24 protein-coding genes are annotated in these 23,652 nt (G+C 64.7%); 13 read left to right on the forward strand and 11 right to left on the reverse strand.

Translation table 11 applies throughout. The features are described from left to right. Window positions 1-8 precede the first annotated feature (8 nt). A complete protein-coding gene (locus ACSBOB_RS16300; RefSeq protein ID WP_442583421.1) occupies window positions 9-626 on the reverse strand; it encodes a class GN sortase in 618 nt (205 codons plus the stop codon). Beyond that, complete coding sequence (locus ACSBOB_RS16305) at window positions 623-2,773, reverse strand: marine proteobacterial sortase target protein (RefSeq protein WP_442583422.1); 2,151 nt, start codon at window positions 2,771-2,773, stop codon at window positions 623-625. The genes ACSBOB_RS16300 and ACSBOB_RS16305 overlap by 4 nt, the downstream gene beginning before the upstream one ends. A 193-nt stretch (window positions 2,774-2,966) precedes the next feature. Between ACSBOB_RS16305 and ACSBOB_RS16310 the strand changes: the two genes are divergently transcribed. Next, the gene (locus tag ACSBOB_RS16310) at window positions 2,967-3,722 is read left to right on the forward strand and encodes a helix-turn-helix domain-containing protein (protein WP_442583423.1); all 756 of its coding nucleotides are present in this window, start codon (window positions 2,967-2,969) and stop codon (window positions 3,720-3,722) included. A gap of 161 nt (window positions 3,723-3,883) precedes the next feature. Here the strand turns inward: ACSBOB_RS16310 and ACSBOB_RS16315 are convergent, their stop codons facing one another. Further along, a complete protein-coding gene (locus tag ACSBOB_RS16315) occupies window positions 3,884-4,159 on the reverse strand; it encodes a hypothetical protein (protein ID WP_442583424.1) in 276 nt (91 codons plus the stop codon). Window positions 4,160-4,453: 294 nt separating this feature from the next. Between ACSBOB_RS16315 and ACSBOB_RS16320 the strand changes: the two genes are divergently transcribed. Beyond that, entirely contained in the window at window positions 4,454-5,911 is a 1,458-nt protein-coding gene (locus tag ACSBOB_RS16320; protein ID WP_442583425.1) for an NAD-dependent succinate-semialdehyde dehydrogenase, read from the forward strand. A 41-nt stretch (window positions 5,912-5,952) separates the two neighbouring features. Continuing rightward, complete coding sequence (locus ACSBOB_RS16325) at window positions 5,953-6,972, forward strand: aldose epimerase family protein (RefSeq protein WP_442583426.1); 1,020 nt, start codon at window positions 5,953-5,955, stop codon at window positions 6,970-6,972. Between the two features lie 30 nt (window positions 6,973-7,002). On the opposite strand, the gene ACSBOB_RS16330 is transcribed toward ACSBOB_RS16325, so the two are convergent. Together ACSBOB_RS16330 and ACSBOB_RS16335 are read right to left on the reverse strand one after the other, a co-directional pair. After that, entirely contained in the window at window positions 7,003-7,290 is a 288-nt protein-coding gene (locus tag ACSBOB_RS16330) for a hypothetical protein (protein ID WP_442583427.1), read from the reverse strand. 388 nt (window positions 7,291-7,678) lie between these two features. After that, on the reverse strand, window positions 7,679-8,602 hold the full coding sequence (locus ACSBOB_RS16335; protein WP_442583428.1) for a sugar kinase: 924 nt from the start codon (window positions 8,600-8,602) through the stop codon (window positions 7,679-7,681). Between the two features lie 137 nt (window positions 8,603-8,739). Here ACSBOB_RS16335 and ACSBOB_RS16340 point away from each other — a divergent pair, with 137 nt between their 5' ends. Both ACSBOB_RS16340 and ACSBOB_RS16345 read left to right on the forward strand, forming a co-directional pair. Next, complete coding sequence (locus ACSBOB_RS16340) at window positions 8,740-9,183, forward strand: FixH family protein (protein WP_442583429.1); 444 nt, start codon at window positions 8,740-8,742, stop codon at window positions 9,181-9,183. Between the two features lie 13 nt (window positions 9,184-9,196). Further along, window positions 9,197-10,396 carry a cytochrome-c peroxidase gene (locus ACSBOB_RS16345; protein WP_442583430.1) on the forward strand — a complete coding sequence of 400 codons (1,200 nt, stop codon included), beginning with the start codon at window positions 9,197-9,199 and terminating at the stop codon, window positions 10,394-10,396. Window positions 10,397-10,451: 55 nt separating this feature from the next. Here the strand turns inward: ACSBOB_RS16345 and ACSBOB_RS16350 are convergent, their stop codons facing one another. After that, window positions 10,452-10,898, reverse strand: a complete 447-nt coding sequence (locus tag ACSBOB_RS16350) for an Lrp/AsnC family transcriptional regulator (RefSeq protein ID WP_442583431.1) — start codon at window positions 10,896-10,898, stop codon at window positions 10,452-10,454. Window positions 10,899-11,053: 155 nt separating this feature from the next. On the opposite strand from ACSBOB_RS16350, the gene putA reads away from it, so the two are divergent. From putA to ACSBOB_RS16370, 4 genes are all read left to right on the forward strand, one after another. Next, entirely contained in the window at window positions 11,054-14,674 is a 3,621-nt protein-coding gene (gene putA / locus ACSBOB_RS16355; RefSeq protein WP_442583432.1) for a bifunctional proline dehydrogenase/L-glutamate gamma-semialdehyde dehydrogenase PutA, read from the forward strand. A gap of 74 nt (window positions 14,675-14,748) precedes the next feature. Beyond that, complete coding sequence (locus ACSBOB_RS16360) at window positions 14,749-15,603, forward strand: alpha/beta fold hydrolase (protein WP_442583433.1); 855 nt, start codon at window positions 14,749-14,751, stop codon at window positions 15,601-15,603. Window positions 15,604-15,718: 115 nt separating this feature from the next. Continuing rightward, window positions 15,719-15,949, forward strand: a complete 231-nt coding sequence (locus ACSBOB_RS16365; protein WP_442583434.1) for a DUF433 domain-containing protein — start codon at window positions 15,719-15,721, stop codon at window positions 15,947-15,949. Continuing rightward, window positions 15,946-16,314, forward strand: coding sequence for a DUF5615 family PIN-like protein (locus ACSBOB_RS16370; protein ID WP_442583435.1), 369 nt, complete (start codon window positions 15,946-15,948; stop codon window positions 16,312-16,314). Before ACSBOB_RS16365 ends, ACSBOB_RS16370 begins: the two co-directional genes overlap by 4 nt. A gap of 62 nt (window positions 16,315-16,376) precedes the next feature. Here ACSBOB_RS16370 and ACSBOB_RS16375 read toward each other — a convergent pair whose 3' ends face one another. The 5 genes from ACSBOB_RS16375 to ACSBOB_RS16395 all read right to left on the reverse strand — a co-directional run bounded on the left by ACSBOB_RS16375 (window position 16,377) and on the right by ACSBOB_RS16395 (window position 20,078). Next, on the reverse strand, window positions 16,377-16,745 hold the full coding sequence (locus tag ACSBOB_RS16375) for a bleomycin resistance protein (RefSeq protein WP_442583436.1): 369 nt from the start codon (window positions 16,743-16,745) through the stop codon (window positions 16,377-16,379). 2 nt (window positions 16,746-16,747) lie between these two features. Next, window positions 16,748-17,062 (reverse strand): antibiotic biosynthesis monooxygenase family protein, encoded by a 315-nt coding sequence (locus ACSBOB_RS16380; RefSeq protein WP_442583437.1) that lies wholly within the window; start codon window positions 17,060-17,062, stop codon window positions 16,748-16,750. Between the two features lie 22 nt (window positions 17,063-17,084). Next, window positions 17,085-17,345 (reverse strand): hypothetical protein, encoded by a 261-nt coding sequence (locus ACSBOB_RS16385; protein ID WP_442583438.1) that lies wholly within the window; start codon window positions 17,343-17,345, stop codon window positions 17,085-17,087. Window positions 17,346-17,466: 121 nt separating this feature from the next. After that, complete coding sequence (locus ACSBOB_RS16390; RefSeq protein ID WP_442583439.1) at window positions 17,467-17,907, reverse strand: hypothetical protein; 441 nt, start codon at window positions 17,905-17,907, stop codon at window positions 17,467-17,469. A gap of 2 nt (window positions 17,908-17,909) precedes the next feature. Then, complete coding sequence (locus ACSBOB_RS16395) at window positions 17,910-20,078, reverse strand: TonB-dependent hemoglobin/transferrin/lactoferrin family receptor (RefSeq protein ID WP_442583440.1); 2,169 nt, start codon at window positions 20,076-20,078, stop codon at window positions 17,910-17,912. Window positions 20,079-20,345: 267 nt separating this feature from the next. On the opposite strand from ACSBOB_RS16395, the gene hemP reads away from it, so the two are divergent. The 4 genes from hemP to ACSBOB_RS16415 are packed head-to-tail and all read left to right on the forward strand — an operon-like array spanning window position 20,346 to window position 23,651. Next, window positions 20,346-20,555, forward strand: a complete 210-nt coding sequence (gene hemP, locus ACSBOB_RS16400; protein ID WP_442583441.1) for a hemin uptake protein HemP — start codon at window positions 20,346-20,348, stop codon at window positions 20,553-20,555. A 7-nt stretch (window positions 20,556-20,562) separates the two neighbouring features. Continuing rightward, complete coding sequence (locus ACSBOB_RS16405) at window positions 20,563-21,618, forward strand: hemin-degrading factor (protein WP_442583442.1); 1,056 nt, start codon at window positions 20,563-20,565, stop codon at window positions 21,616-21,618. Between the two features lie 10 nt (window positions 21,619-21,628). Then, on the forward strand, window positions 21,629-22,537 hold the full coding sequence (locus tag ACSBOB_RS16410; RefSeq protein WP_442583443.1) for a heme/hemin ABC transporter substrate-binding protein: 909 nt from the start codon (window positions 21,629-21,631) through the stop codon (window positions 22,535-22,537). Window positions 22,538-22,547: 10 nt separating this feature from the next. Continuing rightward, on the forward strand, window positions 22,548-23,651 hold the full coding sequence (locus ACSBOB_RS16415) for a FecCD family ABC transporter permease (protein ID WP_442583444.1): 1,104 nt from the start codon (window positions 22,548-22,550) through the stop codon (window positions 23,649-23,651). Window position 23,652 lies beyond the last annotated feature (1 nt).

Below are 23,652 nucleotides of genomic sequence, written 5' to 3' on the forward strand. Positions count from 1 at the left end.
CCGGGGCTTCAGGCGCCGGGCATCCGCTTGTCCGTGACCGCTCCGACCAATGCGGCATGGACCACATACCGTAGCGGTCCGCGCGTCTTGGCGTCGAGCGGCCAGCAGGTGACGAGCGCGAGTTGTGCGCCGTCATGCTCGGCCGAAATGCCGGACTGGTTCCAGGCCACGACCTCGCTGCCGGTGACCGTATAGGTGAACCGCCTGCCGTCGGCGCGTGTCACCTCGACCTCGTCGCCGGCTTCCACGGCGCCGAGGAAGGCGAAATGCGTGTCGCGATGCGCCGCGTAGACGGTGGTGCCGGCCTCGCCGGGCTCGGCCGATTGCGGCAGGTGGCCGGGGCCGAAGGCCAGCGCCTCGCCGCTCGCGCCTTCCAGCACGATGGCCGAGCGGCCTAGACGCGGGACAGATACGCGCGCCACCGGCCAGGTGTCCGCCCATTCCCACGCCTTCACCGGCTGGCCCGAGGCGATGCTCGCGGCGAAGGCGCGCTCCAGCAGCACCTGCGCCAGCATCGCCTTCGCCTGGATCCAGACGCCGTTGCCGAGCAGGGCGAGGCCGAGCAGGGCGAGGCCGAGCGCGGCGATTGCCGCCGCGCTCCAGTTGAGGTTGCGCCGGGCGGTCATGCGACGCCCCGGCGGCGGGCGGCGGCCTGCAGCGCCAGCGCCAGTGCGATCAGCATGGCGCCGGCGATCATCAGCATCTGCGATGGCGTCGCCGTCTGCGGCAGGTCGATCTGCTTCGGCTGGGCAGCGGCTTGCGCGGGTGCGGGCGCGGCCTTGACCGAAGCCACCATCGTCGCATCGAGCATGGCCTCGCGTTCGGGCTTCGGCTCTTGCTCGCCGAAAACCTTGTCGAAGTCCCAGCCGGCCGGCAGGTTCAACGGCACGTCGGCGCGCGCCAGCGGCTCGCCCTGCTGGCGCGACGGCGTCTTGTCGACCGCCACCAGGCTGGTGACGCGGCTGACCAGATGGTGCTCCAGCGCCAGCGAGAGGATGCGGGCGTCGGCGGCGGTCTGCTCGATCCGGCCGAGGCTCCGCGCCACCTCAGCGTCGTCGATCATGCGGCGCGCCCACAGTTTGCCGATGCCGGAGCCGGGGACGGATTTGTCGAGGGCGATCGTCTCGCTCCACGTCCGGTCGCCGATCGTGCCGGAGATGCCGAGCGTTCCCTCGAGTTCAAGCGCCTTGACCAGCAGGGTCAGCGGCTCGCCGCGATAGAGGTCCGGCAGGTCGGAGGGGGTAGGCTCGATCGAAGCGCTGCTTGCCGTGACTTTCAGGTTGGTGACCGCCGGGTTCTCCAGCTTGGCGAACAGTTCGCGCATGCGCTCCTCAACCTGGCCGCCTTCGCCGATCTGGGTAAAACTGCCGCGTCCGATTTCGGCCATGCGCGTCATCAGGAAGCCGTTGGGCGCCGAGCCGATGCCGACCATGAAGACGCGCGAACGGCCGCGTTGCGTGCCGAGCAGGTCGAACATCTGCTGCTCGTTGCCGATCGCGCCGTCGGTCAGGAACACCACCTGGCGCAGGTACGAGGCGTCGCCGGGGTTTTGGTCGTCCAGCGCGGCGCGCAGCGGCTCGAGCATCTCGGTGCCGCCATCGGCATCGAGGGCCGCCACGAAGTTTCGTGCATAGTCGATATTCTGCCGGCTTGCCTCCACCGCGCGCGGAAACACCCGTTCCATCGTGTTGTCGAAGCGGATGACGTTGAACCTGTCGCCCGCGTCCAGCCGGTCGAGTGCATAAACCAGGCTCGCCTTGGCCTGCGCCATCGACGGACCGGCCATCGAGCCGGAATTGTCGATCACGAAGATCGCCTCGCGCGGCAGCCGCTTCTGCTGCGGCTCGCTCGAAGGCGGTGTGATCTGCACCAGCGCATACTGATCGTCGGCCAGTTTTTCGGCGAACACCGACACCGCCGGCGCCTGGCTCGGCTTGGCCGTCCAGGTCAATTCGAAATCCCGGTCGGCAAATTCGGGGTTCTTCAGCGTAATGTCCCTGGCCTGCGCCTCGCCGGCCGCCACGACGTCATGATACGAGCTCTTGACCTCGCCGATGTCGAAACCCGGCTTGAGGTGCACGGCGACGGCGATCGGATTGACCGGCGGATTCTTTCGCGGGTCGAGCACCGGCGGCTCGATGTTCGCACGGTCCGGCACCGGATCGGAGACGATGTACATCTCCTGGCCTTCCGCCGACGCCGACAGGGCAAGCGCCGGCAGCGGACTGTAGCGCGGCGCCACCACCATCGGCACGCGCAGACTGAAGACGCCGCTGCTCAGGCGCACCGGCTGCTGGTACTCGATCTGGATGACAATGCTCTCCCGGGGGCCGATGTTGGCGATCTGGTTGGTGAAGATGTTCGGCCGCTCCTGTTCGAGCAGCGCCGCCTTCAGGCCTGCGGCCTTGGCCTTCTCGTAGATCTGCTTTGCTTCCTGCTTTTCCTTGATGTCGCCGACCACGATGCGGTCGCCGATCACCATCTTCAGCGTGTCGACGGCGGCGTTCTCCGGCAGCGGAAACACATAGACGCCTTCGACCCAGCCATTGGCGGGGTTCTCGAAGCGCTGGGTGATGCGGGTGCGGGCGATCTGGCCGCTCACCGTGATGTCGAAATCGCTGTCGACGCGTGGCGCCTCGACATACAGGCCGGGCGTATTGCTTTCGAACAGCAGGGACCCGGTCCCCATGTCGTTCGGCCGCACCAGGCTGGACGCCATGGCGGTGGCGGCGGTCGCTAGTACGGCGACGAGACTGATCAATAATCGTTTCATGGTTCCACTCCGTTACCGCCAGGCGTTCGATCGATGAATGCGGACTGGAGCGAGCATGGGTGGACTTCGTGTTGAGCGCGCGCGTAATCTTCGGCCTTCTTCGGGCGAGTTCAGCAGGTTTTCAGCAGCGCACGCTTGTTGGCGGCAAGCCTATGTGGAAATGTGCGGAAATGTACGCTTGGCGAAGAGACCGGTGACGGAGCAAACCCTTTCTCAGGCGGAAAACGAGGCGGCGTCGGCGCTCGTGCGTGAATCGCTGGCGCGCCGCCGCGTCACCCGCCAGTTCCTGGCCGACGAAGCCAGGATCAGCCTGTCGACGCTGGAAAAGGCGCTCTCCGGCCAGCGGGCTTTCACGCTGGCCAGCATCGTGCGGCTGGAGGCCGCGCTGGGCATCAGCCTGCGTAAACCGCCCCGGCCCGCCGATCATGACCGCGTGGCCGGCGTCGCGCCGGTCGAACTCGGCTCTTATGCGCGCCAGGCGGTGTCTTGGATCGAGGGACAATACCTGACGCTGCGCACCTCGTTCTCGCGCGCCGATACCGTCTATGCTTACCTCACGACGATTTCGTGGAACGAAGAGGCGTCGCACCTCGACTTCGTGGAATCCGAACGCATAGACGCGGCCTTCACCCAGTCCGGCCGGGTCTCGATTCCGCACCAATCGGGCCACGTCTATCTCGTCACCAACGAACTTGGCCAACATCGACTCATCGTCGTCTCCCGCCCGACCATCGAGGGCGACATGGTGGGCCTGCTGACGACGTTGCAGGTCGGAAAAGGCACGAGCCTGCTGCCGGTCGCGACGCCGATCGTGCTTGTGCCGCTCCGCCGTCTTCCCGGAAACATCAGCTTCGGCCACATCGAGGCAGGCCATGCACGATACGAATCCTATCGCGCGGAACTGAGCCGGGCGATCGACGACGGTTTTGCCAAGCTGATCGAGCGGTAAGGCGCTCTCGGCCTGTGCGGTTGGTCGCGGCGCTGCCGTCTTGTGTCAACGCTGCCTGATCAGCGAGAGGTTCGGCGCCGGCGAGGCGCTGGCATTGAACCATACGACCAACCGCCTCCACAGTGGCGGCGATCACCATGACGGTCGTGACCGGAACCCGGTCATGCAATTCCCGCTTGCTGCAAGATGAAAAGGATCAGAAGCGCAAGCAGAACGCAGCCCATCAGTATAGCTACGACCGCCCATCCGTAGAGGACATTTCTGAAGCTGCTGACCGCGAGATCCCGCACGGGAACCTTGAAGCGCCTTTCCTTGATAGATTCATAAACTGTGTCGACCAGCACGGTCGTATTGTTCGACACGCCGAACAGCTTTGAAAATCGGTAGACGGCAAGATAGATGATGGCGACGCCAAGGGCACAGAGCAGAAGAGCCATTCCCGCACCTGTTTGTCGAGAGACCTGGCCTTACGATAGATTGTGACGAAGGCTCACGCTATGGGACCGTTTACTTTTATCCTCCCTGAAGGGGAACGGTGGAATGGTTTGCGCAAGGGGATAAAAGTAAACTGTCCCCGGCATTTTCCCTTGCCTGACACCCATTTCCGATCCCCTGCGCCAATTGATCCGCCGCCCATGGAACGCTAAGACGACGGCCATCATCCGCCGGCGCTAACGCGACGTCGCTTCAATCCACAGCCGTGCGTTCCCCGAACGCCCAGGGAGAAAAAGATGCTCCAGAAGACCAGCCATTTCATGCGGCAGGCGAATTTCATCGGCGGCGAGTGGGTGCAGGCGGATTCCGGCGCGACCGTCGACGTCAACAATCCGGCGACCGGGCTCGTCATCGGCACCGTGCCGAAATCCGGCAAGGCCGAGACTCGGCGTGCGATCGAGGCGGCGGACGCCGCCTTCCAGTCGTGGAAGAAGACCTCCGTGCTGGAGCGCCACAAGCTGCTGCGAAAACTGCATGACGCGATCATGGACAACCAGCAGCCGCTGGCCGAGCTGCTGACCATGGAGCAGGGCAAGTCGCTGGCCGAGGCCAAGGGAGAGATCGGGATTTCGGCCGCCTATGTGCTGTGGTTCGCCGAGGAAGGTCGCCGCGTCTATGGCGACGTGGTGCCGTCGCCATGGGGCGACCGCCGCATCCTCGTCACCAAGGAGCCGACCGGCGTCATCGCCGCGATCACCCCGTGGAATTTCCCGTCCTCCATGCTGTCGCGAAAGATTGCGCCGGCGCTTGCTGCCGGCTGCACCGCGGTCATCAAGCCGGCGTCGCAGACGCCCTATTCTGGCCTCGCCTGGGGCGCGCTGTGCGAAGAGGCGGGTTTCCCCAAGGGTGTCGTCAACATCGTCACCGGCTCGGCTGGCGAGATCGGCGAGGAGATCTGCGCCAACCCGCTGGTGAAGAAAATAACCTTCACCGGCTCGACCGAGGTCGGCAAGATGCTGATGGCCAAGGCCGCGGCGACGGTGAAGAAGGTGTCGATGGAACTCGGCGGCAATGCGCCGTTCCTGGTGTTTGACGATGCCGACATCTCGCGCGCCGTAGAGGGCGCGATGGTGGCGAAGTACCGCAATTCCGGCCAGACCTGCGTGTGCACCAACCGCTTCTTCGTACAGGCCGGCGTATACGACGCTTTCGTCGAGAAGTTTTCGGAAGCGTCCGCCAGGCTGAAGGTCGGCGCCGGTTTGGAAGAGGGCACGCAGCAGGGACCGCTGATCGACGAGAAGGCGGTCGAGAAGGTCGAGGAATTCGTGGCGGACGCGAAAGCCAAGGGCGGCAAGGTCGTTACCGGCGGCAAGCGCCACGCGCTGGGCGGCTCGTTCTTCGAGCCCACCGTGATCGCCGACGCCACGCCCGAAATGATGTTCATGAAGGAAGAGATCTTTGGGCCGGTCGCTCCGGTGTTCAGGTTCGAGACCGAGGAAGAGGGCATAAAGCTCGCCAACGACACCGAATTCGGCCTCGCCTCCTATTTCTATACCGGCAGCCTCGGCCGCGCCTTCCGGGTCATGGAGGGACTGAAATACGGCATGGTCGGCGTCAACGAGGGCCTGATCACCACCGTCGAGGCGCCGTTCGGCGGCGTGAAGGAATCCGGCATCGGCCGCGAGGGCGGCCACCAGGGCATCGAGGATTATCTCGACACCAAATATGTCTGCATCGGCGGTTTGGGACTCTGATTTCCGACGAGGGCGAGGCTGGCAGGGGAGGCGGCGGCGCGATGGATTTTGGCGAGGTTTTCGGCGCGACCGCGACGGGCGAACCCGTCCGCCGCGTGACGATCAAGGGCGGCGGGGTGACGGCCAACATCCTTTCCTGGGGCGCCATCCTGCAGGACCTGCGGCTGGAAGGGCATGACGCGCCGCTCACCCTCGGCTTCGACCGTTTCGACGACTATCTGAAATTTCCCAACTATTTTGGCGCGATAATCGGTCGGCATGCCAATCGCATCCGCGACGGCCGCTTCAGCCTCGACGGCAAGAACCACGCCATCGATCCCGAGCACCCTGAAAAGCACGGCCTGCATGGCGGGCCGGCCGGCTATGCGCGCTGCAACTGGATGATTGTCGAGGCCGGTGCCGATTACGTCACGCTGTCGCTCGCCGACCCCGACGGCACGATGGGTTTTCCCGGAAACCTCGACGCCACCTGCACCTACCGGCTGGGCGGCGACGGCGTGCTGTCGCTGACGCTGACCGCGACCGCCGACCAGCCGACGCTCTGCAATCTCACCAGCCATGCCTATTTCAATCTCGACGACGGCGGCGAGACCGACACCGGCAACCACCAACTGGCGATTTTCGCCGATGCCTACCTGCCTGTAGACGAACAATTGATCCCGACCGGCGAGGTGCGGCCTGTTGCTGGCACCGAGTTCGATTTTCGCGAGATGCGAAAAATCCGGCCGATGCCCGATGCGGACCTCATCCGCTACGACAACAATTTTTGTCTCTCTGCGGCGCGGCGTGACCTGAGCCTGGCCGCCCGGGCACAGGGCGGAAAGTCCGGCATCGAAATGGAAGTCTGGACGACGGAACCCGGCGTGCAACTCTACGCCGGCCATTATGTCGACCTCGACGCCATCGGCCTCGGCGGCCGACGCTATCGCCCGTTCTCCAGTTTCTGCCTGGAAGCGCAGACCTGGCCGGATTCACCCAACCGCCCGTATTTTCCGCAGGCAGTGCTTCGGCCCGGCGAACGCTACCGGCACGTCACAGAGTTCCGGTTCCGGCGGGGATGACCCGACGATCGTTTGCTGGTGTCACCGCGATCACCATTTTTGCATGATTCGGTACTTAGCCGCGCCGTCAGCGAACTCCACACGTTCCAGCGGTACCTTCGTGCCGGCCGGAAGCGGCATCAGCATCGAGTCGTAGACCATTATCGTCTCGGCGGCATCATTCAGCTTGACGATAAACCGCCCGGACAGCGCGGAGACGATTTCACCTGTCGGATAAGTTGTCCTCACCGCTGCGCCGTGATTGTGGCGCCGGTCCATGGCGTACACCAGCAATGAAACGCCACCCAGGAGCAGGGCTCCTGCCAAAAGCGTGTTCAACCATCGCATCGTAAGCAAGCCAAAAGATTACACCAAGCCAAAATGTAGGAAGCCTGGTCCTCGGATGCCATCCGTTCGTGTTTCGTGTGGGACCTGCCTTTGCCCGAGGGGTTATCGGCTCGTCACGGGTTCCAGTTCCGGCGGGGTTGAAAACACGACACAAGTGCAAACGGGCATTCCGTGAACGCCGGGACGCCAGATGGCATGCTCGGAGGCGCAAAAAGCCAGGTTTCGTGAAGCGATTCAGCATGGTTTTCCGGAGCAGGCCGCTTAAATTGTTGAAATCACGCGATCTTCCGGACTTCACGCGATTTCGCAAACGTCCGCGAAGGACGTGCGGGACTCTCTTGCCTGGACACAATTCTCCATAAGAAACAAAAGCTTGTTTCTATCCGTTGAATCCGGTCCTCAGCTTCTCGAACGGCGCCAGCGCGCCGCGCACCTGGATGACGGCCCCGGCGACCCGATGCGCCCGCATCGCGGCTTCGGCGGGCGCATCTCCCGCCAGTCGTGCCGCCAGATATCCCCCGTTGAAACTGTCGCCGGCCCCGGTCGTATCGACCGGTCTTGCCACCGCGGTCGCCGGCGACGCATGCTCCGAGTCGCCATGGGCGATCAGCGCCTCGGCCTCGCCATTCTTCACGACGATCTCGGAAACACCAAGCATTTTCAGTCGTTTGACGGTATCCAGCGGCGTCGCGTCGCCGAACAGTGCCTGCTCGTCAGGGAAGGTCGGCAGGGCGATGTCGGTCGTTGCGAGCGCCTTGCCGAACGCCTGCCTGGCAGCGTCGGCATCCGGCCACAGGCGGGGACGGTAGTTCGGATCGAAGGCGATGCGCGCTCCCTTCGCTCTTGCCACGGCGATCGCCTGGAAAAGCACCGCTCGCGCTTCGTCCGACAGAATTGCCAAAGTGATCCCGGAAAAGTACACAAGCGACCGATTTTCAAGGCTTTTCGCCAGTGCGACCTGATCGCCCGCCAGCTGTTTCGCCGCCGCTTCCGAGCGCCAGTAGGTGAAGGAGCGTTCGGCGCCGGCAAGCGTGATCGCATAAAGTCCCGGCCGCGCCCCGGGGATGACCGGGCTCGCCGCGATGCCGATCCCGTTGTCGCGAAAGAACTCTATCTGCTTGATTGAAAAGGGATCGTCGCCGAAGGCCGAGACGTAGTCGGCGGCCCGGTCGGCATCGGTCAATGCCCGCAGCGCCCACAGCGTGTTGAACGTATCGCCGGCATATCCCATGCGCCATGCATCGCCCCCCTGGCCGGAAAGCTCCAGCATGCATTCGCCGACAGATGCTATTCCCCGAGCCATGTCTCGCCTCCCAAGTTGCCGGAATTGCTAGACTTTTGCCATTGCTTGCGGCCTCCGGCAACCCGGCACACGCGGTGGCTTCCCGTTTTGCCCGCAAAGTCCTAGATTCGCCGCCGAAACGGCCTCGGAAGGGTCCCATGCGCAAAATTCCCTGGGGGATGATCATCATCCCCGTCTTCGCCCTCATAGCGGTGTTCTGCTTCGCCCAGATCTATCTGTCCGCGCCGCGCCACGACGGCCCGGATGTCGCCCGCGCAAAACGAAGCGAAAACAAGCTGTTCGTCGCTTCTCTTGCTCCCGAAGGCGGCGAACCGAAGGTCGGCCCGCTGAGTTCGTGGGTGCTGACGCTGCGGCTGCCGAACGGACATCCTGTGCGCAACGCCTTGATTTCGCTCGATGGCGGCATGCCCGATCACAATCACGGACTGCCGACCAAACCCACCGTAACCGCCGATCTCGGCGAAGGCCATTATCGCGTGGACGGGTTGAAATTCACCATGCCCGGCGTCTGGATGCTGAAGTTCGAGATTTCGACGCCCGACTACGGATCGGACGAGGCGACATTCAACGTCGTTCTCTAGCGGCGTCGCAAAGATGCTCAAGCGCCTGTTCCGACTGTCTTTTCTGGGAGCGGTGCTGGTTCTTGCCGGATGCGGTGGCGCGGATTTTTCCGAAGCTGAGACGGCGACGATCGCTTCGCTGTCGCTTTCCACCCTAAAACCTCTGCCGCCGGACCCGACCAACAAATATGCCGACCAATCGGGTCCGGCCGCCTTTGGCGCGACGCTGTTCTTCGAGCAGCGGCTGTCCCGTGACGGCACGGTTTCGTGCTCGACCTGCCACATGATCGACCGGCAGTTCCAGGACGACCGCCCCTTCGGCGTCGGCGTCGGCGAATCGAACCGGCGCACCATGCCGCTGGCCGATGTCGCATACGGCCCCTGGTTCTTCTGGGACGGCCGCCGAGACAGTTTGTGGTCGCAGGCGCTGGTGCCGCTCGAGGACCAGAACGAACACGCCGGCACGCGCACCGCCTATGCCCATCTGATGGCGCGCGAATTCAAGACCCGTTACGAGCGTATTTTCGGGCCGCTGCCGGATTTTTCCGCGCTGCCGGCTTCGGCTGGGCCGCGCGGGACCGCGGCGGAGCGGGCTGCGTGGACCGCGATGACCGAGGATCAGCGCAACGACATCGACACCATTTTCACCAATATCGGCAAGGCGATAGCCGCCTTCGAGCGCACGATCGTGCACAAGCCGACACGCTTCGACCGTTTTGCCGATGCACTCGCCGCAGGGCGAAAGCCGGAGGGCGACGCGGGGTTTTCGGACGAGGAGATTCTCGGGCTGAAACTGTTCGTCGGCAAGGCGCGATGCTCCACCTGCCACAACGGCCCGCGTTTCACTGACGATAGTTTCCACAATACCGGCGTACCGCCGGTCGAGAGCAAACCTCCGGATCTCGGCCGGGAGACCGCCGTCGTCGAAGTCTTGGCCGACCCGTTCAACTGTCTTGGCCGCTTTCGCGACGGCAGCGACGAAGCCTGTGGCGAGCTTCGCCATATGCGCGAAGGACCGGAATTGCGGCGCGCCTACAAGACGCCGTCCTTGCGCGGTGTCGCCGGCAGGCCGCCCTACATGCATGCCGGGCAGTTCGAGACGCTGGAGGACGTCGTGGATCACTATGCAGCGGCCCCGCGGCCGGTCGTGGGCACCTCTGAACTGCAGTCGCGGCGGCTATCGGGTCGCGAAAAGGCTGCTTTGGTAGCGTTTTTGCGGACGCTGTCGGAGTGATTTGCAGCCACCAGTTCCACGGCTGTTCAGAAGCAGGCCGCACACGATGCCGCCCCTACCGGTCCTTCACTGTCTCCATGGCCACAAATGTCGAGGTCTGCGCCACATGCGGCAGGGCGGAGATTCGCTCGCCGAGAACGCGGCGGTAGGCGGCGATGTCGCGGGTGCGGACCTTCAGCAGATAGTCGAAGCTTGCCGCCATCATGTGGCACTCCTCGATTTCCGGCGCGGCTCGGACCGCACGATTGAATTCGGCCAGCGCCAGCGAGCGGGTGTCGGAGAGTTTCACCTGCACGAAGGCGACATGGCCTTCGCCCATGCGCTCGCGGTCGATCACCGCCGTGTAGCCGCGGATAAAACCGTCCTTTTCCAGCCGCCGTACCCGCGCCTGCACCGGGGTCTTGGAGAGCCCGACCGCCGCCGCCAGTTCGCTGGCCGACAGACGCCCGTCGCGCGACAGCGCGGCCAGGATATTTCTGTCTATGCGGTCCAGTTGGTCCATGAAAGCCATCGATGCAGATCATATGATTTATGGATGCGCAGAAGGATAGATCGATTGACCTGATCTTGCCAGCAATTTGGTCCGCAGTGGAATCTGCGTCATGATAGCTGTGTCGCCTGTCTCCACTTTCACCGCCCGCCACCCATGGGATCGCCATGACCGTGCCTTCGTCCGACAAGCTTCGCGGCCATATTTGCGAAAACTACCTCCCCGACGAGGACGAGGCCTTGGCCCGCTTGGTCAAGCTGGCCGATCTGTCGCCCGAGCAGCGCAAGGCGATTTCCGCGCGCGCCGCCGAACTGGTGCGGGCGGTGCGCGCCTCCTCCGATCCACGGCTGATGGAGGTATTTCTCTCCGCCTACGGCCTGTCGACCAAGGAGGGCGTGGCGCTGATGTGCCTCGCCGAGGCGCTGTTGCGCGTGCCCGACACGCAGACTATGGACGATCTGATCCAGGACAAGATCGCGCCGCACGACTGGTCCGCGCATTCCGGCGAATCCAGCTCGATCTTCGTCAATGCTTCGACCTGGGCGCTGATGCTGACCGGCCGGGTGCTCGACGATGCCGACGACGGCATCGTCGGCACGCTGCGCTCGATGGTGCGACGGCTTGGTGAGCCGGTCATCCGCCGCGCGGTTTCGGCCGCGATGCGCGAGATGGGCGAGCAGTTCGTGCTCGGCCGCACAATCGACGAGGCGGTGCGGCGCGGTGGCGACATGCTGGAGAAGGGTTATCTCTATTCCTACGACATGCTAGGCGAGGCCGCGCGGACCGAAGCGGATGCCTTGCGCTATCTCAAAGCTTATGCCGACGCCATATCGTCGCTGAACAGCGGCACCGACGGTCCCGATATCCGCACCAATCCCGGCATTTCGGTAAAACTCTCGGCCATCCATCCGCGCTACGAGCAGGCGCAGCGCGAGACGATGCTGCCGGTGATGAGCGAGCGGCTGCTGTCGCTGGCGCTGGCCGCCGCCCATGCCCGCATGGGGCTGAACATCGACGCCGAGGAGGCCGACCGGCTTGACCTGTCGCTCGACGTGATCGAGCGGGTGCTGGCCGATCCGCGGCTGGCGGAATGGGAAGGGTTCGGCGTGGTGGTGCAGGCCTACGGACCGCGCGCGGCCAACGTCATCGACTGGCTCTACGCACTGGCGCAAAAGCTCGACCGCACCATCATGGTGCGGCTGGTGAAGGGCGCCTATTGGGACACCGAGATCAAGCGGGCGCAGGTGCTGGGCCTTTCCGGCTATCCGGTGTTCACGCGGAAGGTGAACACCGACGTTTCCTACATCGCCTGCGCGAAAAAGCTGCTGTCGATGACCGACCGCATCTATCCGCAGTTCGCCACGCACAACGCGCATACGGTCGCCGCCATCCTTCGCATGGCGCCCGACCGCGAAAAATTCGAGTTCCAGCGGCTGCACGGCATGGGCGAGGCGCTGCACGAGACGGTTCGCAAGGCCGAGGGCACGCGCTGCCGCATCTATGCGCCGGTCGGCGCGCATTCCGACCTGCTTGCCTATCTGGTGCGGCGTTTGCTGGAGAACGGTGCCAACTCCTCCTTTGTACACCAGGTGACCGACGAGGACGTGCCGCCGGAGGAGATTGCGCGCGACCCGTTCGCGGTGGTGGAGAAGCAAGGTCCGGCCGCCAATCCGGCGATTGCAAAACCAGCGGCGATTTTCGGCGCGGGCAGGCGCAATGCGCGGGGTTGGGACGTGACCGATCCCATCACTCTCGGCGAGATCGACAAGGCGAGAGCTGCTTTCGCCGGTCCGGAACGCTGGGCCGCCGGACCGGCGCCGAAGGCGGCGGGCTATGGTTCGAAACGTGCCGTGACGAACCCGGCAAAACCGTCGGATGTCGTCGGTTCGGTCACCGAGGCCAGCGCCAAGCAGGTCGTGGCAGCGGTGAAGGCTGCGGTGAGCGCGCAGCCGGCCTGGGCGAAGCGGCCCGTCGACGAGCGTGCGGCGGCGCTGGAACGCGCCGCCGACCTCTATGAGGCGAACGCAGCCGAGTTCTTTGCGCTCTGCACCCGCGAGGCGGGCAAGACGCTGGCCGATGGTGTGGCTGAAGTGCGCGAGGGGATCGATTTCCTGCGCTATTACGCCGCCGAGGCGGCGAGGGTCGAAGCCGGCACCGAGGCGAGGGGCGTCATCGCCTGTATCTCGCCGTGGAATTTCCCTTTGGCGATTTTTACCGGTCAGGTCGCCGCCGCGCTGGTCACCGGCAACGCCGTCATCGCCAAGCCGGCCGAACAGACGCCGCTGATCGCTGCGCGGGCCGTCGAATTGCTGCACCAGGCGGGCGTGCCAGCGGACATCCTGCACCTTCTGCCGGGCGATGGCCCCTCGGTCGGTGCGCCGCTGACCGCCGACCCGCGCATCGCCGGCGTCTGCTTCACCGGTTCGACCGAGGTCGCGAAGCTGATCGAGAAGCAGCTTGCCGAGACGGCGGCGCCCGACGCCATGCTGATCGCCGAGACCGGCGGGTTGAACGCCATGATCGTGGATTCCACCGCGCTGCCGGAACAGGCGGTACGCGACATCCTTGCGTCGTCGTTCCAGAGCGCTGGCCAGCGTTGCTCGGCCCTGCGTGTGCTCTATGTCCAGAAGGACGTGGAGAAAAAAATGCTGGAGATGCTTGAGGGCGCGCTGAAGGCGCTGAAGCTCGGCGATCCGTGGGCGATCTCGACCGATGTCGGGCCGGTTATCGACGACGAGGCGCGGCAGTCGATCCTCTCCTACTGCAAGGAGATGGAGGGCAGGGGCAAGCTCATCGCGAAACTCGATGCGCCGGCCGAGGGCCGCTTCGTCGCTCCGCACATCTTTCGCGTTTCGGGCATCGACGAAATGAAGAAGGAGGTCTTCGGCCCGGTGCTGCATGTCGCCACCTTCGGGGCCGACGACATTGATTATGTGATCTCATCGATCAACCGCAAGGGTTATGGCCTGACCTTCGGCCTGCACACGCGCATCGAGGCGCGGGTGCAGCACATCGTCGATGGCGTGCATGCCGGCAACATCTACGTCAACCGCAACCAGATCGGCGCTGTCGTCGGCTCGCAGCCTTTTGGCGGCGAGGGGCTTTCCGGCACCGGGCCAAAGGCCGGCGGGCCGCACTATCTCAGGCGGTTCCGGAAATCGGCGGAAGCCGGTATGGAGCTTGGTGAGGGGCGCAAGGTGACAGCAACGGAGCTCGCGGACGCGCTGCCCGATCCCACTGACGGCGGCTGGTCGACGCGCACCGACCGCGTGCCGGCGCTTCGCAAGGTGTTGCGCGGCAAGGCGGCGGAAGCGATCTCGGCCGCCGCCGCGACCGAGTTCGGGCCGGTGGATTTGCCCGGCCCGACCGGCGAGGCCAATACGCTGACCTTGCATCCCCGCGGAAAAGTGCTGTGTCTCGGCCCGGACGGCGAGACGCTGCTGGCGCAGGCCGTGCAGGCGCTGGCCGCCGGCAATGCGGTGCTGGCCGTGGCGCCCGGCGCGCCGGCCGCCTTGCAGCCGCTCACCGGCAAGGGGTTCCCGTTGGCGGTCATTGACGGCCGGCCGGATCCGGTCGAATCGCGGGCGCTCGGTGTCGACGCCGTCGCTTTTTCCGGGACGCTGGAGGCGATGCGTATCGTTCGCAAAGTGCTGGCCGACCATCCCGGCCCGATCGTGCCGCTGATCAGCGAGGTGCTGAACCCGGCCGCCTATGCGCACGAACGCTCCGTCTGCGTCGACACCACGGCCGCCGGCGGCAATGCCAGCCTGTTGGCGGGGGCGGGATGAAAACCGTCGTCGAATTCATGCGACGCGGGGCTGTTCGGGTGTAAGGAGTTGCGACCCGCACCTCAGGAGACCTCATGTCCAGTCCCTCGCAGACAACCGAAATCGAAAGCCGTTTCGTCGACGCTGCAGGCGTGCGCTTGCACTATCTCACCGCCGGAAAGGGCGACCCGGTCGTCCTGTTGCACGGCTATGCGCAGAACAGCCATATGTGGCGGCCGCTGATCGCCGAACTGGCCAAGACCAATCTCGTCATTGCTCCCGACCTGCGCGGTTTCGGCCAGTCGGCGAGGCCGGAAAGTGGTTATGACAAGAAGACGATGGCCGCGGACATCCACGCCCTCGTTGAAGTGCTCGGGCTCGGCAAGGTGCGGCTTGCCGGCCACGATATCGGGCTGATGGTCGCCTATGCCTACGCAGCACAATACCCGGCCGAGATCGAGCGGATCGCACTGATGGATGCGTTCCTGCCGGGCGTCGGCGACTGGCACAATGTCTGGCTGCTGCGCGACCTCTGGCATTTCCACTTCTATGGCAAGACGCCGCTGGCGCTGGTCGAGGGCCGCGAGCGCATCTATTTCGAGCACTTCTGGAACGATTTCGCCGCCGACCCGCAGCGTTCCGTGTCTGAAAGCGACCGGCAGTTCTATGCGGCGTCCTACGCGCAGCCGGGCGCGATGCGCGCCGGCTTCGAGGTGTTTCGCGCCTTCGAGCAGGACGGCAAGGATTTCGCCGACTTTGCCAGGACGAAACTGGCGATGCCGATGCTGGTGCTGACCGGGGAAAAAGCCTCGGGCGATTTCCTGATCGTCCAGGGCAGGCTGGTCGCCGACAATGTCGAGGGCGTCGTGGTCAAAGGCTCCGGCCATTGGCTGATCGACGAGGCGCCGGAGCAGGTCATCCCCAAGCTGGTGGAATTCCTTGGTCACTGAAGCGCGGCGCGCTTCGGGTGGACTCGTTTGTCGCCGAGCGAAATTTGGATCATGCGCGCAGACAGTGCATAATCAGTTCCGCCACTGAAGAAGTCGCTCCGGACAGGATATTTTCATGGAACCGCTTGACCGCATCACCCAGCACCCCGGCACCATGGGTGGCAAGGCCTGCATTCGCGGCATGCGTGTGACGGTGGGAATGGTGGTAGGGCAGATCAGCGCCGGCCACAGCATCGAGGAGGTTCTCGCGGATTTCCCGTATCTGGAGCGCGAAGACGTCATGCAGGCGCTGCGCTACGCGGCCTGGCGGGCCGAAGAACGGGAAGTCGTGCTGGCCAGTGCATGAAGATTCTCGTCGACATGAATCTGTCGCCGCGTTGGGCCGATTATTTGAAAGAGGCCGGATTGGAGGCTGCGCATTGGTCGACGCTAGGCCCGCCAAATGCTTCCGACAGGGAAATCATGGCCTATGCAAGCTCCGAAGGCTATGTCGTGCTGACACACGATTTGGACTTCAGTTCGATTCTGGCCGCTACCCAAGGTGGGTGGCCAAGCGTCGTCCAGGTTCGTTCCGATGACGTCAGCCCAAAAGCGATCGGATCGCCTGTGTTTCGAGCCATCCGACAAATGGAAGCAGAGCTTACCGAGGGTGCCCTGATCACTGTCGATCCCGGACGCGTGAGACTGCGGCTGTTGCCGCTTCGGAGATAGGATAGCGATCCAGGGCGACGAGCATGGTTTCCCCACAAGCCTTTGCCGAACACCGGGTCGGGTCAGGCTTCCTCGGGACTGCAGCCGAAGCGCAGCAGATTGCCGTGCGGGTCGTGGATATAGAATTCCTTCATGTTCCACGGTCGCACGGTGAACGGCGTCAGGCCCGGCACGCCGCGTTCCGAGAACTCGGCGTGCAATAGGGGAACCTTGCCACCGCGGATATAGCACGACGAGACTTTTGGCAGGTCGCGGTCCGGCGTCAGCCAGAAATGGATTTCGATCTCGCCGCGCCGGACGATAAGGTAGGCGCCCATGCCCGGCGCGACCGTCTCGAAGCCGAGACGGTCGCGATAGAAGGCCCGGGTCTCCGAAATATCCGGCGACGGCAGGATGGGAATCGAGCGCGCCGGATCGGAGCCGGGCTGCATCGTCAGGCTCCCTCGACGACCGAGAAGCCCTCGAATTGAGGGTGGCCGATATAGAGCGGCTTGTTCTGGCCGGCGTTGCGGTGGGCGGCGCGGAAGTTTTCCGACTGCGTCCAGGCGACGAAATCGTCATGGCTTTCCCACACGGTGTGCGAGGCGAACAGCGTGTAGCCTTCCGCCTCGTTCACCGGGCCGCGCAGCAGGTGGAACTCGCGAAATCCCTTCATCTCGTTGAGCTTCGAATCGCGGCCCTTCCAGACGTCCTCGAACGCCTCCTCGGACCCTTGCTGCACCTTGAAGCGGTTCATGGCTATGTACATGGCTTTGTTCCTTTGTTGCCTGTCAGGATATGACGCCGCGGGCGGCGTTTCTTGGGGCCGGCCTGGCCGGAAAGCGGATGGCGCCTTCCGGCAGATCGGCAGATGCAGGCGCGGCCGGATTGGGGCCAGCCTGCATATGCGTGGCGGCACGATGGCGCGCAAGCTCTTCGACGTTCGGGCCGGCGGCGGCAAGCTGTTCGCGCCGCGCGAGCAGGTCGAGCATTTTTGGGTCGAGGCCGTCGCCGCGGTGGGCGGCCAGCCTGTGCAAAGGCAGAAGGTTCAAGGTCTGGTTCCTTGTGAAGCGAGAGACGGGCGCCCATGGCGACGGGAGGTCCGTTGCCATGAGCGCCCGGCGGTCGGGGCAGGGCATGTTTCGCCGCTTGCCCCGTGCACGGGACAGGCGATCAAACGCCAAAGGTGATCTGCGACTTGGTGCTCGGCACGAGCTGGCGCATGCAGGCGGTCGGGTCGATGCCTTCTCCGGCGCAGTCCGTGGCCCGGTTGACCAGCACGCGGCTGATCTTGGCGCAGTCCAGCCCCGGCAGGTCGAACCGCGTCACCTTGGTTTTGCCAGCCGGCAGTTCCTTGAAGTCGAGAACGGTCAGCGTATCGACAACGCCGACCTCGTTGAACAGGGCGATCTCGAAGGCCGCCTTCGAAAGCTCGGCGCCGAGGCCGTTGGCGACGACGAAGGTCAGCCGGCAGCCTTTCTGGGAGGGCTGCGCGGCGTTGAGTTCGAGCGCCAGGGCAGGTTTTGCGGCCTGTTCCTGCGCCGTTGCGATCCCGCTGGCGGCGGCAAGCGCCGCCGCCAGGAACAGGGTTTTTGTTGGGGCCGAGCGTTGCAACCTCAGCCCCCGAAACGCATCGTGGCGGCGAGCTTCAACGAGATGCCCGGCTCGTAGACCGGCGTGGTGGTCGAGGCGTTCAGCGGGTTGACGTAGTTCTCGTTGAACAAATTGTCGACGCGGAAGTCCATGCGGAAGTCCTCGTTAGGCTGGTAGCTGGCGAACAGGTTCACCAGCGTATAGTCCTCGGCGGTCGGGTTGCCCTTCGGCTTGCCGTTGTACTGGACCTCTCCACCGACGGTCAGCTTGTCCTCGAAGAAGCGGAAGCCGAGCTGGCCGGTGACCTGCGAGGAGGGGATCGTGCTCAGGTCCTCGCGCACGCCTGAGTATGAAACGGTATGACCGTTTATGATCGAGGCCGTGAGGCCGGCAAAACCCCAGCTTGCGTCATAAACGCTCTCGAACTCGAAGCCCTCGATCTTGGCGTTGGCATAGTTCTGGTACTGGAAACAGATCGGCACGTAGGGCCCGCCCACCCAGACGGGCGGAAGCGGAAGGAACGGGCAGCCCGGCGAACCCGCCGGGATCGAGTCGTTACCGCCGATGTAGTCGTCGATGTCGTTGTTGAAATAGGCCGTCTTGATGCGCAGCCGGTCATCCGCCTGGATCAGCCCGTCCTGCGCATAGTTGACGCCGAATTCCACGGTGTGCGCGGTCTCGGGCTTGAGGCTCGGATTGGGCAGGAACGGGAAAACCACGCCGTTCGGGTGCAGGCCGGTCATCAGCGTCTCCGTGATCGACGGCGAGCGGTAGCCTTCCGCGTAGGTGCCGTAGAGCTGCAGGCCCTCCAGTCCCATGCTCTGGAAGGGCGAGACGCCGACGGTGATGCGCGGCGACAGCCGGTCGCCGGAGACCTCATTGTCATCATCGTGCAGCTTGTAGCTGTCGTAGCGGAGCGCACCGATGATCTCCAGCCACTCGTAGGTGAGCTTCTCCTGGATATAGGCGCCGGACACGCGACGCTTGCCCGATGGCGTGTAGGTGTCGCCGCCGCCCTCGGGGCTGGTCGTCACGACGTCGTCGGTTACCCAGTCGCCACCATAGGTCAGTTCGTGCGAGATGGGACCGGTCTCGAAGCGCGAGGTGTTCCACAGGTCGATGCCGTAGGTGTCGAGATCGTAGCTGGTCCGTGCGCCTTTCGGGACCAGGATCGGCTGGCCGGTTACGGAGCTGTAGCGCTGCACGTCCCTATTATAGGTCTGGTCCATTTTGGCCAGGTTGGCCGACAGGTTGACATGCAGGTCGAGCCAGCTCTTGTCGTCGTCGGTGATGTTGTAGCGGCCGGTAAAGGTATTCTGGCCCACGTCGACGTCGTAGGCGCCGGAGCCTTCCGACCAGTTTTCATTGTTGCCGATCCAGCCGAGCTTGAGCTCGCTGTTGTCGCTGGGGCGGATGGTGCTCTTCATCAGGCCGCTCAGCACGTCGAAGCCGGTACCGGAGACATCGTCGCCGTTGCCGTCCTTGTAGTCGTTGAAATTGCGGTAGACGATGTTGCCGAGCACGTCGACGGCATCGTTGAATTTGTAGGCGGCCGTCGCGCTGGTGGTCAAACCCTCACCATTCGTGTCGAAGCGGCCGGTCGTCGAGGCGGCCCAGGTCTCGCCGGGACGCAGGAAATCCTCCGCGTCCTTGGTTTCGAAGACCACCACGCCGCCGATGGCGCCGGAGCCGTAGGTGTTGGCGACCGGGCCGCGAATCACGTCGACCTCCTGCAGCAGCTCGGGATCGATGAAGAAGGTGGACTGGGTTCCGTGGCCGGAGCGCTGGAAATCCTGTCGGGCGCCGTCGACGATGACGGCGACGCGGCCGAAATCCTGCAGGCCGCGGATGTTGATGCTGGTGGCGCCGCGCTTGGCGTCGGTCTGGGCGGTGACGCCCGGCATGCCGAAGAAGACGTCGCTGGCCGTCACCGCCATGCGGCGGTCGAGCTGTTCCTGGTCGACATGGCTGACGGAGGCCAGCGTGTCGATCGCCGTCTCGCCGGTCCTGCTGACGACCGTGATCTGGTCGAGCACGGTGTTGCCTTCGGCGTTTGTCTTCGCTTCTTCCGGCGTCGTCTGGGTGGCGGCAGGCTGTTCCTGGGCCGGCAGCGGTTGTTGCTGCGCCCAGGCAGGCGCGCCGATCAGCGTCAGCGACGCCACGCCGGCCAGCAGCGCGATTCTTCTTTTCATCTGGAAAGCGTCAGCCCGACGCCCCTTGTCCCGATTGTCGTGCCCCAAGCCGACAGCCCCCATGGTCCAAACTCCTGCATGCATGTGTGGAATGCGGGCTGGCTGGGAGGCTGGCTGGCATTTCGATGTTGCCCGTCAAATATGTTGACTTATTTTGTCCGGTATTGCACTCCCTATAAAACATGATATTTTAAGTCAAGATAACGGGTGATGATTTCCGACAGACCGGCCGTGGCGGAACCCCGGCGACAGAGAGGGTCGATCGAGATGAACACGCACAATCCAAACGGTTTCTTCCGCGCACGTCCGTATCCCACCGAATCGGTGCAGCGTCCGGAATTCCGGCGCCCCGCCGCGGTGCGCACGCTGACCAGCCAGTCGCTCTTCCAGGGCGAATTCGAGATTGGCATCGACCATGCCGGCTCATTGTATCGGCTGAAGATCACCCGGCAGGGCAAGCTCATTCTCAACAAGTAGGACAGACATGGATCAGCGGGTGAAGCCGTCGCCGGAGGAAATCCGGCGAGCGCGGGACGACAATTCGAAGATGCGCGAGCGAGACCTCGCGATCCAGCTCGGCATTTCGGAGGCTGAACTGGTGGCGGCGCATTGCGGCCTCGGCGTCATGCGCGTCGAGCCGCGCGTCAATGACCTGCTCACCGGCCTGGAATCGGTGGGCGAGGTCATGGCGCTGACCCGCAACGACAGCGCGGTGCACGAGAAGATCGGCGTCTACGACAAGGTCTTTCCGGGCGAGCACAGCGCCATCGTGCTGGGCGCCGACATCGACCTGCGCATCTTCCCCAAAGTCTGGGCGCACGGCTTTGCCGTCGAGAAACGCGATGGCGGCGACATCAGGCGCAGCCTGCAATTCTTCGATGCGGCCGGCGAGGCGGTACACAAGGTGCATCTGCGTCCCGGTTCCAACCTCTATGCCTACCAGAAGCTGGTCGCCTCGCTGGGATCGGCGGACCAGTCGACGTCCATCGATATCGAAGTCGATGAGGCGAAGGCGGAGCCGGACGACGAGACCGTGTCGCCGGACGCGTTGCGCGAGCGCTGGCACAAGCTGACCGACACGCACCAGTTCTTCGGCATGCTGCGCGCGCTGAAGATCAGCCGACGGCGGGCGATGCATCTGGCGGGACCGAATCTGGCGTGGCGGCTCGATGGCGACGCAGTGGCGGCATTGATGAACCTCGCCACCCAGGACGCGATACCGATCATGTGTTTCGTCGGCAGCCGCGGCTGCATCCAGATCCATTCCGGGCCGATCGCCTCGGTCAAGCCGATGGGGCCGTGGATCAACGTCCTCGACGAGACCTTTCACCTGCATCTGCGCCTCGACCATATCCGCGAGACCTGGGCGGTGCGCAAGCCGACCAAGGACGGGCACGTGACCTCGGTCGAGGCTTATGATGACGAAGGGCGGCTGATCATCCAGTTCTTCGGCAAGCGCCATGAAGGCGAGGGGGAGCGCGAGGACTGGCGGTTCCTGGCCGAAAACCTCCCCCGCATTCCCTGTTCCACCGCCGCGTGAAAGTTTTGACATGACATCGTTCCGACTTGGCGGTTTGCCGCTGCGCCGCCTGTTCGCCGCCGTGCTGTTTTCGGCGGCGGGGTGCGTGTCCGCGCAGGCAACCGAAGGCATAAGCGTTTTCCCGGATCCGAACCGCATCGTCGCCGTCGGCGGATCGATCACCGAGATCGTCTATGCACTCGGCGAGGAGAAGCGGCTGGTCGCCCGTGATTCGACCAGCGTCTATCCCGAGGCGGCCTTCAGCCTGCCCGATGTCGGCTACATGCGGGCGCTGTCGCCGGAAGGCGTGCTGTCGGTGAAGCCGAACGCCATCCTGGCGCTGCAGGGCAGCGGTCCCAAGGAAGCGGTCGACGTGCTAAAGAAGGCGAGCGTTCCCTATATCGAGGTGCCCGACGAATTTGGGCATCAGGGCATCCTCGACAAGATCTCCGTGGTCGGCAAGGCGATCGGCGCCGATGCGAAGGCGGCCGAACTCGCCGCCAAGGTGGATGCCGACCTGAAGGCGGCGGAAGCGCTGACCGCCGGCATTCCGGAACGCAAGCGCATCCTGTTCGTGCTGAGCGTGCAGGACGGCAAGATCCTCGGCTCCGGCAGCAACACGGCCGCGGACGGAATCATCCGGCTTGCCGGCGGCGTGAACGCCATCGAGGGGTTCGAGGGTTATCGACAGCTTTCGGACGAATCGATCATCACCGCAAAACCCGACCTCATCCTGATGATGAACAGGGGCGGCAGCGAGGATCATGCGGCGACCGAGGCGCAACTGTTCTCGCTTCCGGCGATCCAGTCGACGCCGGCCGGCGAGCAGCGGCGGTTCGTGCGCATGGGCGGCGCCTATCTGCTCGGCTTCGGGCCGCGGACCGCCGATGCCGTGCGCGACCTTGCCGTCGCGCTCTATGGCGACGCGATCAAGCAATAGGCGTGCGGGAATGTCGTCCGGTACGGCCGCCGCGGCGGCGGCGATGAGCGGTTCCGCGGGAGCGGCGGGCGACCGTTCGCAGCGCGCGCAGCTCGTCCTGATCCTGCTTTGCATTGCGCTGGTGCTGACGGCGGGGTTCGGCGTCTCTTCCGGCGCGTCCGACGCATCTGCCTTTGCCGTGCTGAAGGACTGGCTGCTGCGGGGGACCGGCGGCGACGTGCTCACCGAGCGCGACCGCATCATCATCTACGACATCCGGCTGCCGCGCGTCGCCATGGGCATCATGGTCGGCGCCGGCCTCGCCGTCTCGGGCGCGGTGATGCAGGGGCTGTTCCGAAACCCGCTCGCCGATCCGGGCATCGTCGGGGTTTCGGCCGGCGCCGGTCTCGGCGCCGTGTCGATCATCGTGCTCGGCACCACGGCGCTGGCGCCGGTGACCGCGCTGTTAGGCATCTACGCCTTGCCGCTGGCGGCGTTCTTCGGCAGCCTCGCGGTGACGCTGGTGCTCTACAAGGTGGCGACGCGGCGCGGCCAGACCTCGATCGCCACCATGCTGCTCGCCGGCATCGCGCTCGGCGCCATGGCGACCGCGCTGACCGGCCTGCTGGTCTTCACCGCCGACGACCGGCAGTTGCGCGACCTGACCTTCTGGGCGCTCGGCTCGCTCGCCGGCGCGACGTGGACGAAAGTCTTTGCCGCCGGTTCGATCGTGGTCACGGCGCTCGCCGTCACGCCATTTTTCGCGCGCGGGCTGAATGCCCTGGCGCTGGGTGAATCCAGCGCCACCTATCTCGGCGTGCCGGTGCAGCGGCTGAAGCACGCGGCAATCCTCGTCGTGTCGGCGGCGACCGGCGCTTCGGTCGCGGTCAGCGGCGGCATCGCCTTCGTCGGCATCATCGTGCCGCACCTGCTGCGCCTGCTGATCGGCCCGGACAACCGCTTCCTGCTGCCGTGCTCGGCGCTGCTCGGCGCCTGCCTGCTGCTGCTCGCCGATGCGCTCAGCCGCACCATCGTGGCGCCGGCGGAACTGCCGATCGGCATCATCACGGCGGCGGCAGGCGGTCCCTTCTTCCTCTGGATCCTGCTGCGCAAGCGCGGAATCCTGGACCTCTGAC

This window comes from Mesorhizobium sp. KACC 23794, assembly GCF_052180275.1.
Classification (GTDB): domain Bacteria; phylum Pseudomonadota; class Alphaproteobacteria; order Rhizobiales; family Rhizobiaceae; genus Kumtagia.

Excerpts from the sequence above, each read along its gene's own strand:
- ACSBOB_RS16300 (WP_442583421.1), bottom strand. The coding sequence starts at position 626 with ATGACCGCCCGGCGCAACCTCAACTGGAGCGCGGCGGCAATCGCCGCG.
- ACSBOB_RS16305 (WP_442583422.1), bottom strand. The coding sequence starts at position 2,773 with ATGAAACGATTATTGATCAGTCTCGTCGCCGTACTAGCGACCGCCGCC.
- ACSBOB_RS16315 (WP_442583424.1), bottom strand. The coding sequence starts at position 4,159 with ATGGCTCTTCTGCTCTGTGCCCTTGGCGTCGCCATCATCTATCTTGCC.
- ACSBOB_RS16320 (WP_442583425.1), top strand. The coding sequence starts at position 4,454 with ATGCTCCAGAAGACCAGCCATTTCATGCGGCAGGCGAATTTCATCGGC.
- ACSBOB_RS16325 (WP_442583426.1), top strand. The coding sequence starts at position 5,953 with ATGGATTTTGGCGAGGTTTTCGGCGCGACCGCGACGGGCGAACCCGTC.
- ACSBOB_RS16335 (WP_442583428.1), bottom strand. The coding sequence starts at position 8,602 with ATGGCTCGGGGAATAGCATCTGTCGGCGAATGCATGCTGGAGCTTTCC.
- ACSBOB_RS16340 (WP_442583429.1), top strand. The coding sequence starts at position 8,740 with ATGCGCAAAATTCCCTGGGGGATGATCATCATCCCCGTCTTCGCCCTC.
- ACSBOB_RS16345 (WP_442583430.1), top strand. The coding sequence starts at position 9,197 with ATGCTCAAGCGCCTGTTCCGACTGTCTTTTCTGGGAGCGGTGCTGGTT.
- ACSBOB_RS16350 (WP_442583431.1), bottom strand. The coding sequence starts at position 10,898 with ATGGACCAACTGGACCGCATAGACAGAAATATCCTGGCCGCGCTGTCG.
- putA (WP_442583432.1), top strand. The coding sequence starts at position 11,054 with ATGACCGTGCCTTCGTCCGACAAGCTTCGCGGCCATATTTGCGAAAAC.
- ACSBOB_RS16360 (WP_442583433.1), top strand. The coding sequence starts at position 14,749 with ATGTCCAGTCCCTCGCAGACAACCGAAATCGAAAGCCGTTTCGTCGAC.
- ACSBOB_RS16365 (WP_442583434.1), top strand. The coding sequence starts at position 15,719 with ATGGAACCGCTTGACCGCATCACCCAGCACCCCGGCACCATGGGTGGC.
- ACSBOB_RS16370 (WP_442583435.1), top strand. The coding sequence starts at position 15,946 with ATGAAGATTCTCGTCGACATGAATCTGTCGCCGCGTTGGGCCGATTAT.
- ACSBOB_RS16375 (WP_442583436.1), bottom strand. The coding sequence starts at position 16,745 with ATGCAGCCCGGCTCCGATCCGGCGCGCTCGATTCCCATCCTGCCGTCG.
- ACSBOB_RS16380 (WP_442583437.1), bottom strand. The coding sequence starts at position 17,062 with ATGTACATAGCCATGAACCGCTTCAAGGTGCAGCAAGGGTCCGAGGAG.
- ACSBOB_RS16395 (WP_442583440.1), bottom strand. The coding sequence starts at position 20,078 with ATGAAAAGAAGAATCGCGCTGCTGGCCGGCGTGGCGTCGCTGACGCTG.
- hemP (WP_442583441.1), top strand. The coding sequence starts at position 20,346 with ATGAACACGCACAATCCAAACGGTTTCTTCCGCGCACGTCCGTATCCC.
- ACSBOB_RS16405 (WP_442583442.1), top strand. The coding sequence starts at position 20,563 with ATGGATCAGCGGGTGAAGCCGTCGCCGGAGGAAATCCGGCGAGCGCGG.
- ACSBOB_RS16410 (WP_442583443.1), top strand. The coding sequence starts at position 21,629 with ATGACATCGTTCCGACTTGGCGGTTTGCCGCTGCGCCGCCTGTTCGCC.
- ACSBOB_RS16415 (WP_442583444.1), top strand. The coding sequence starts at position 22,548 with ATGTCGTCCGGTACGGCCGCCGCGGCGGCGGCGATGAGCGGTTCCGCG.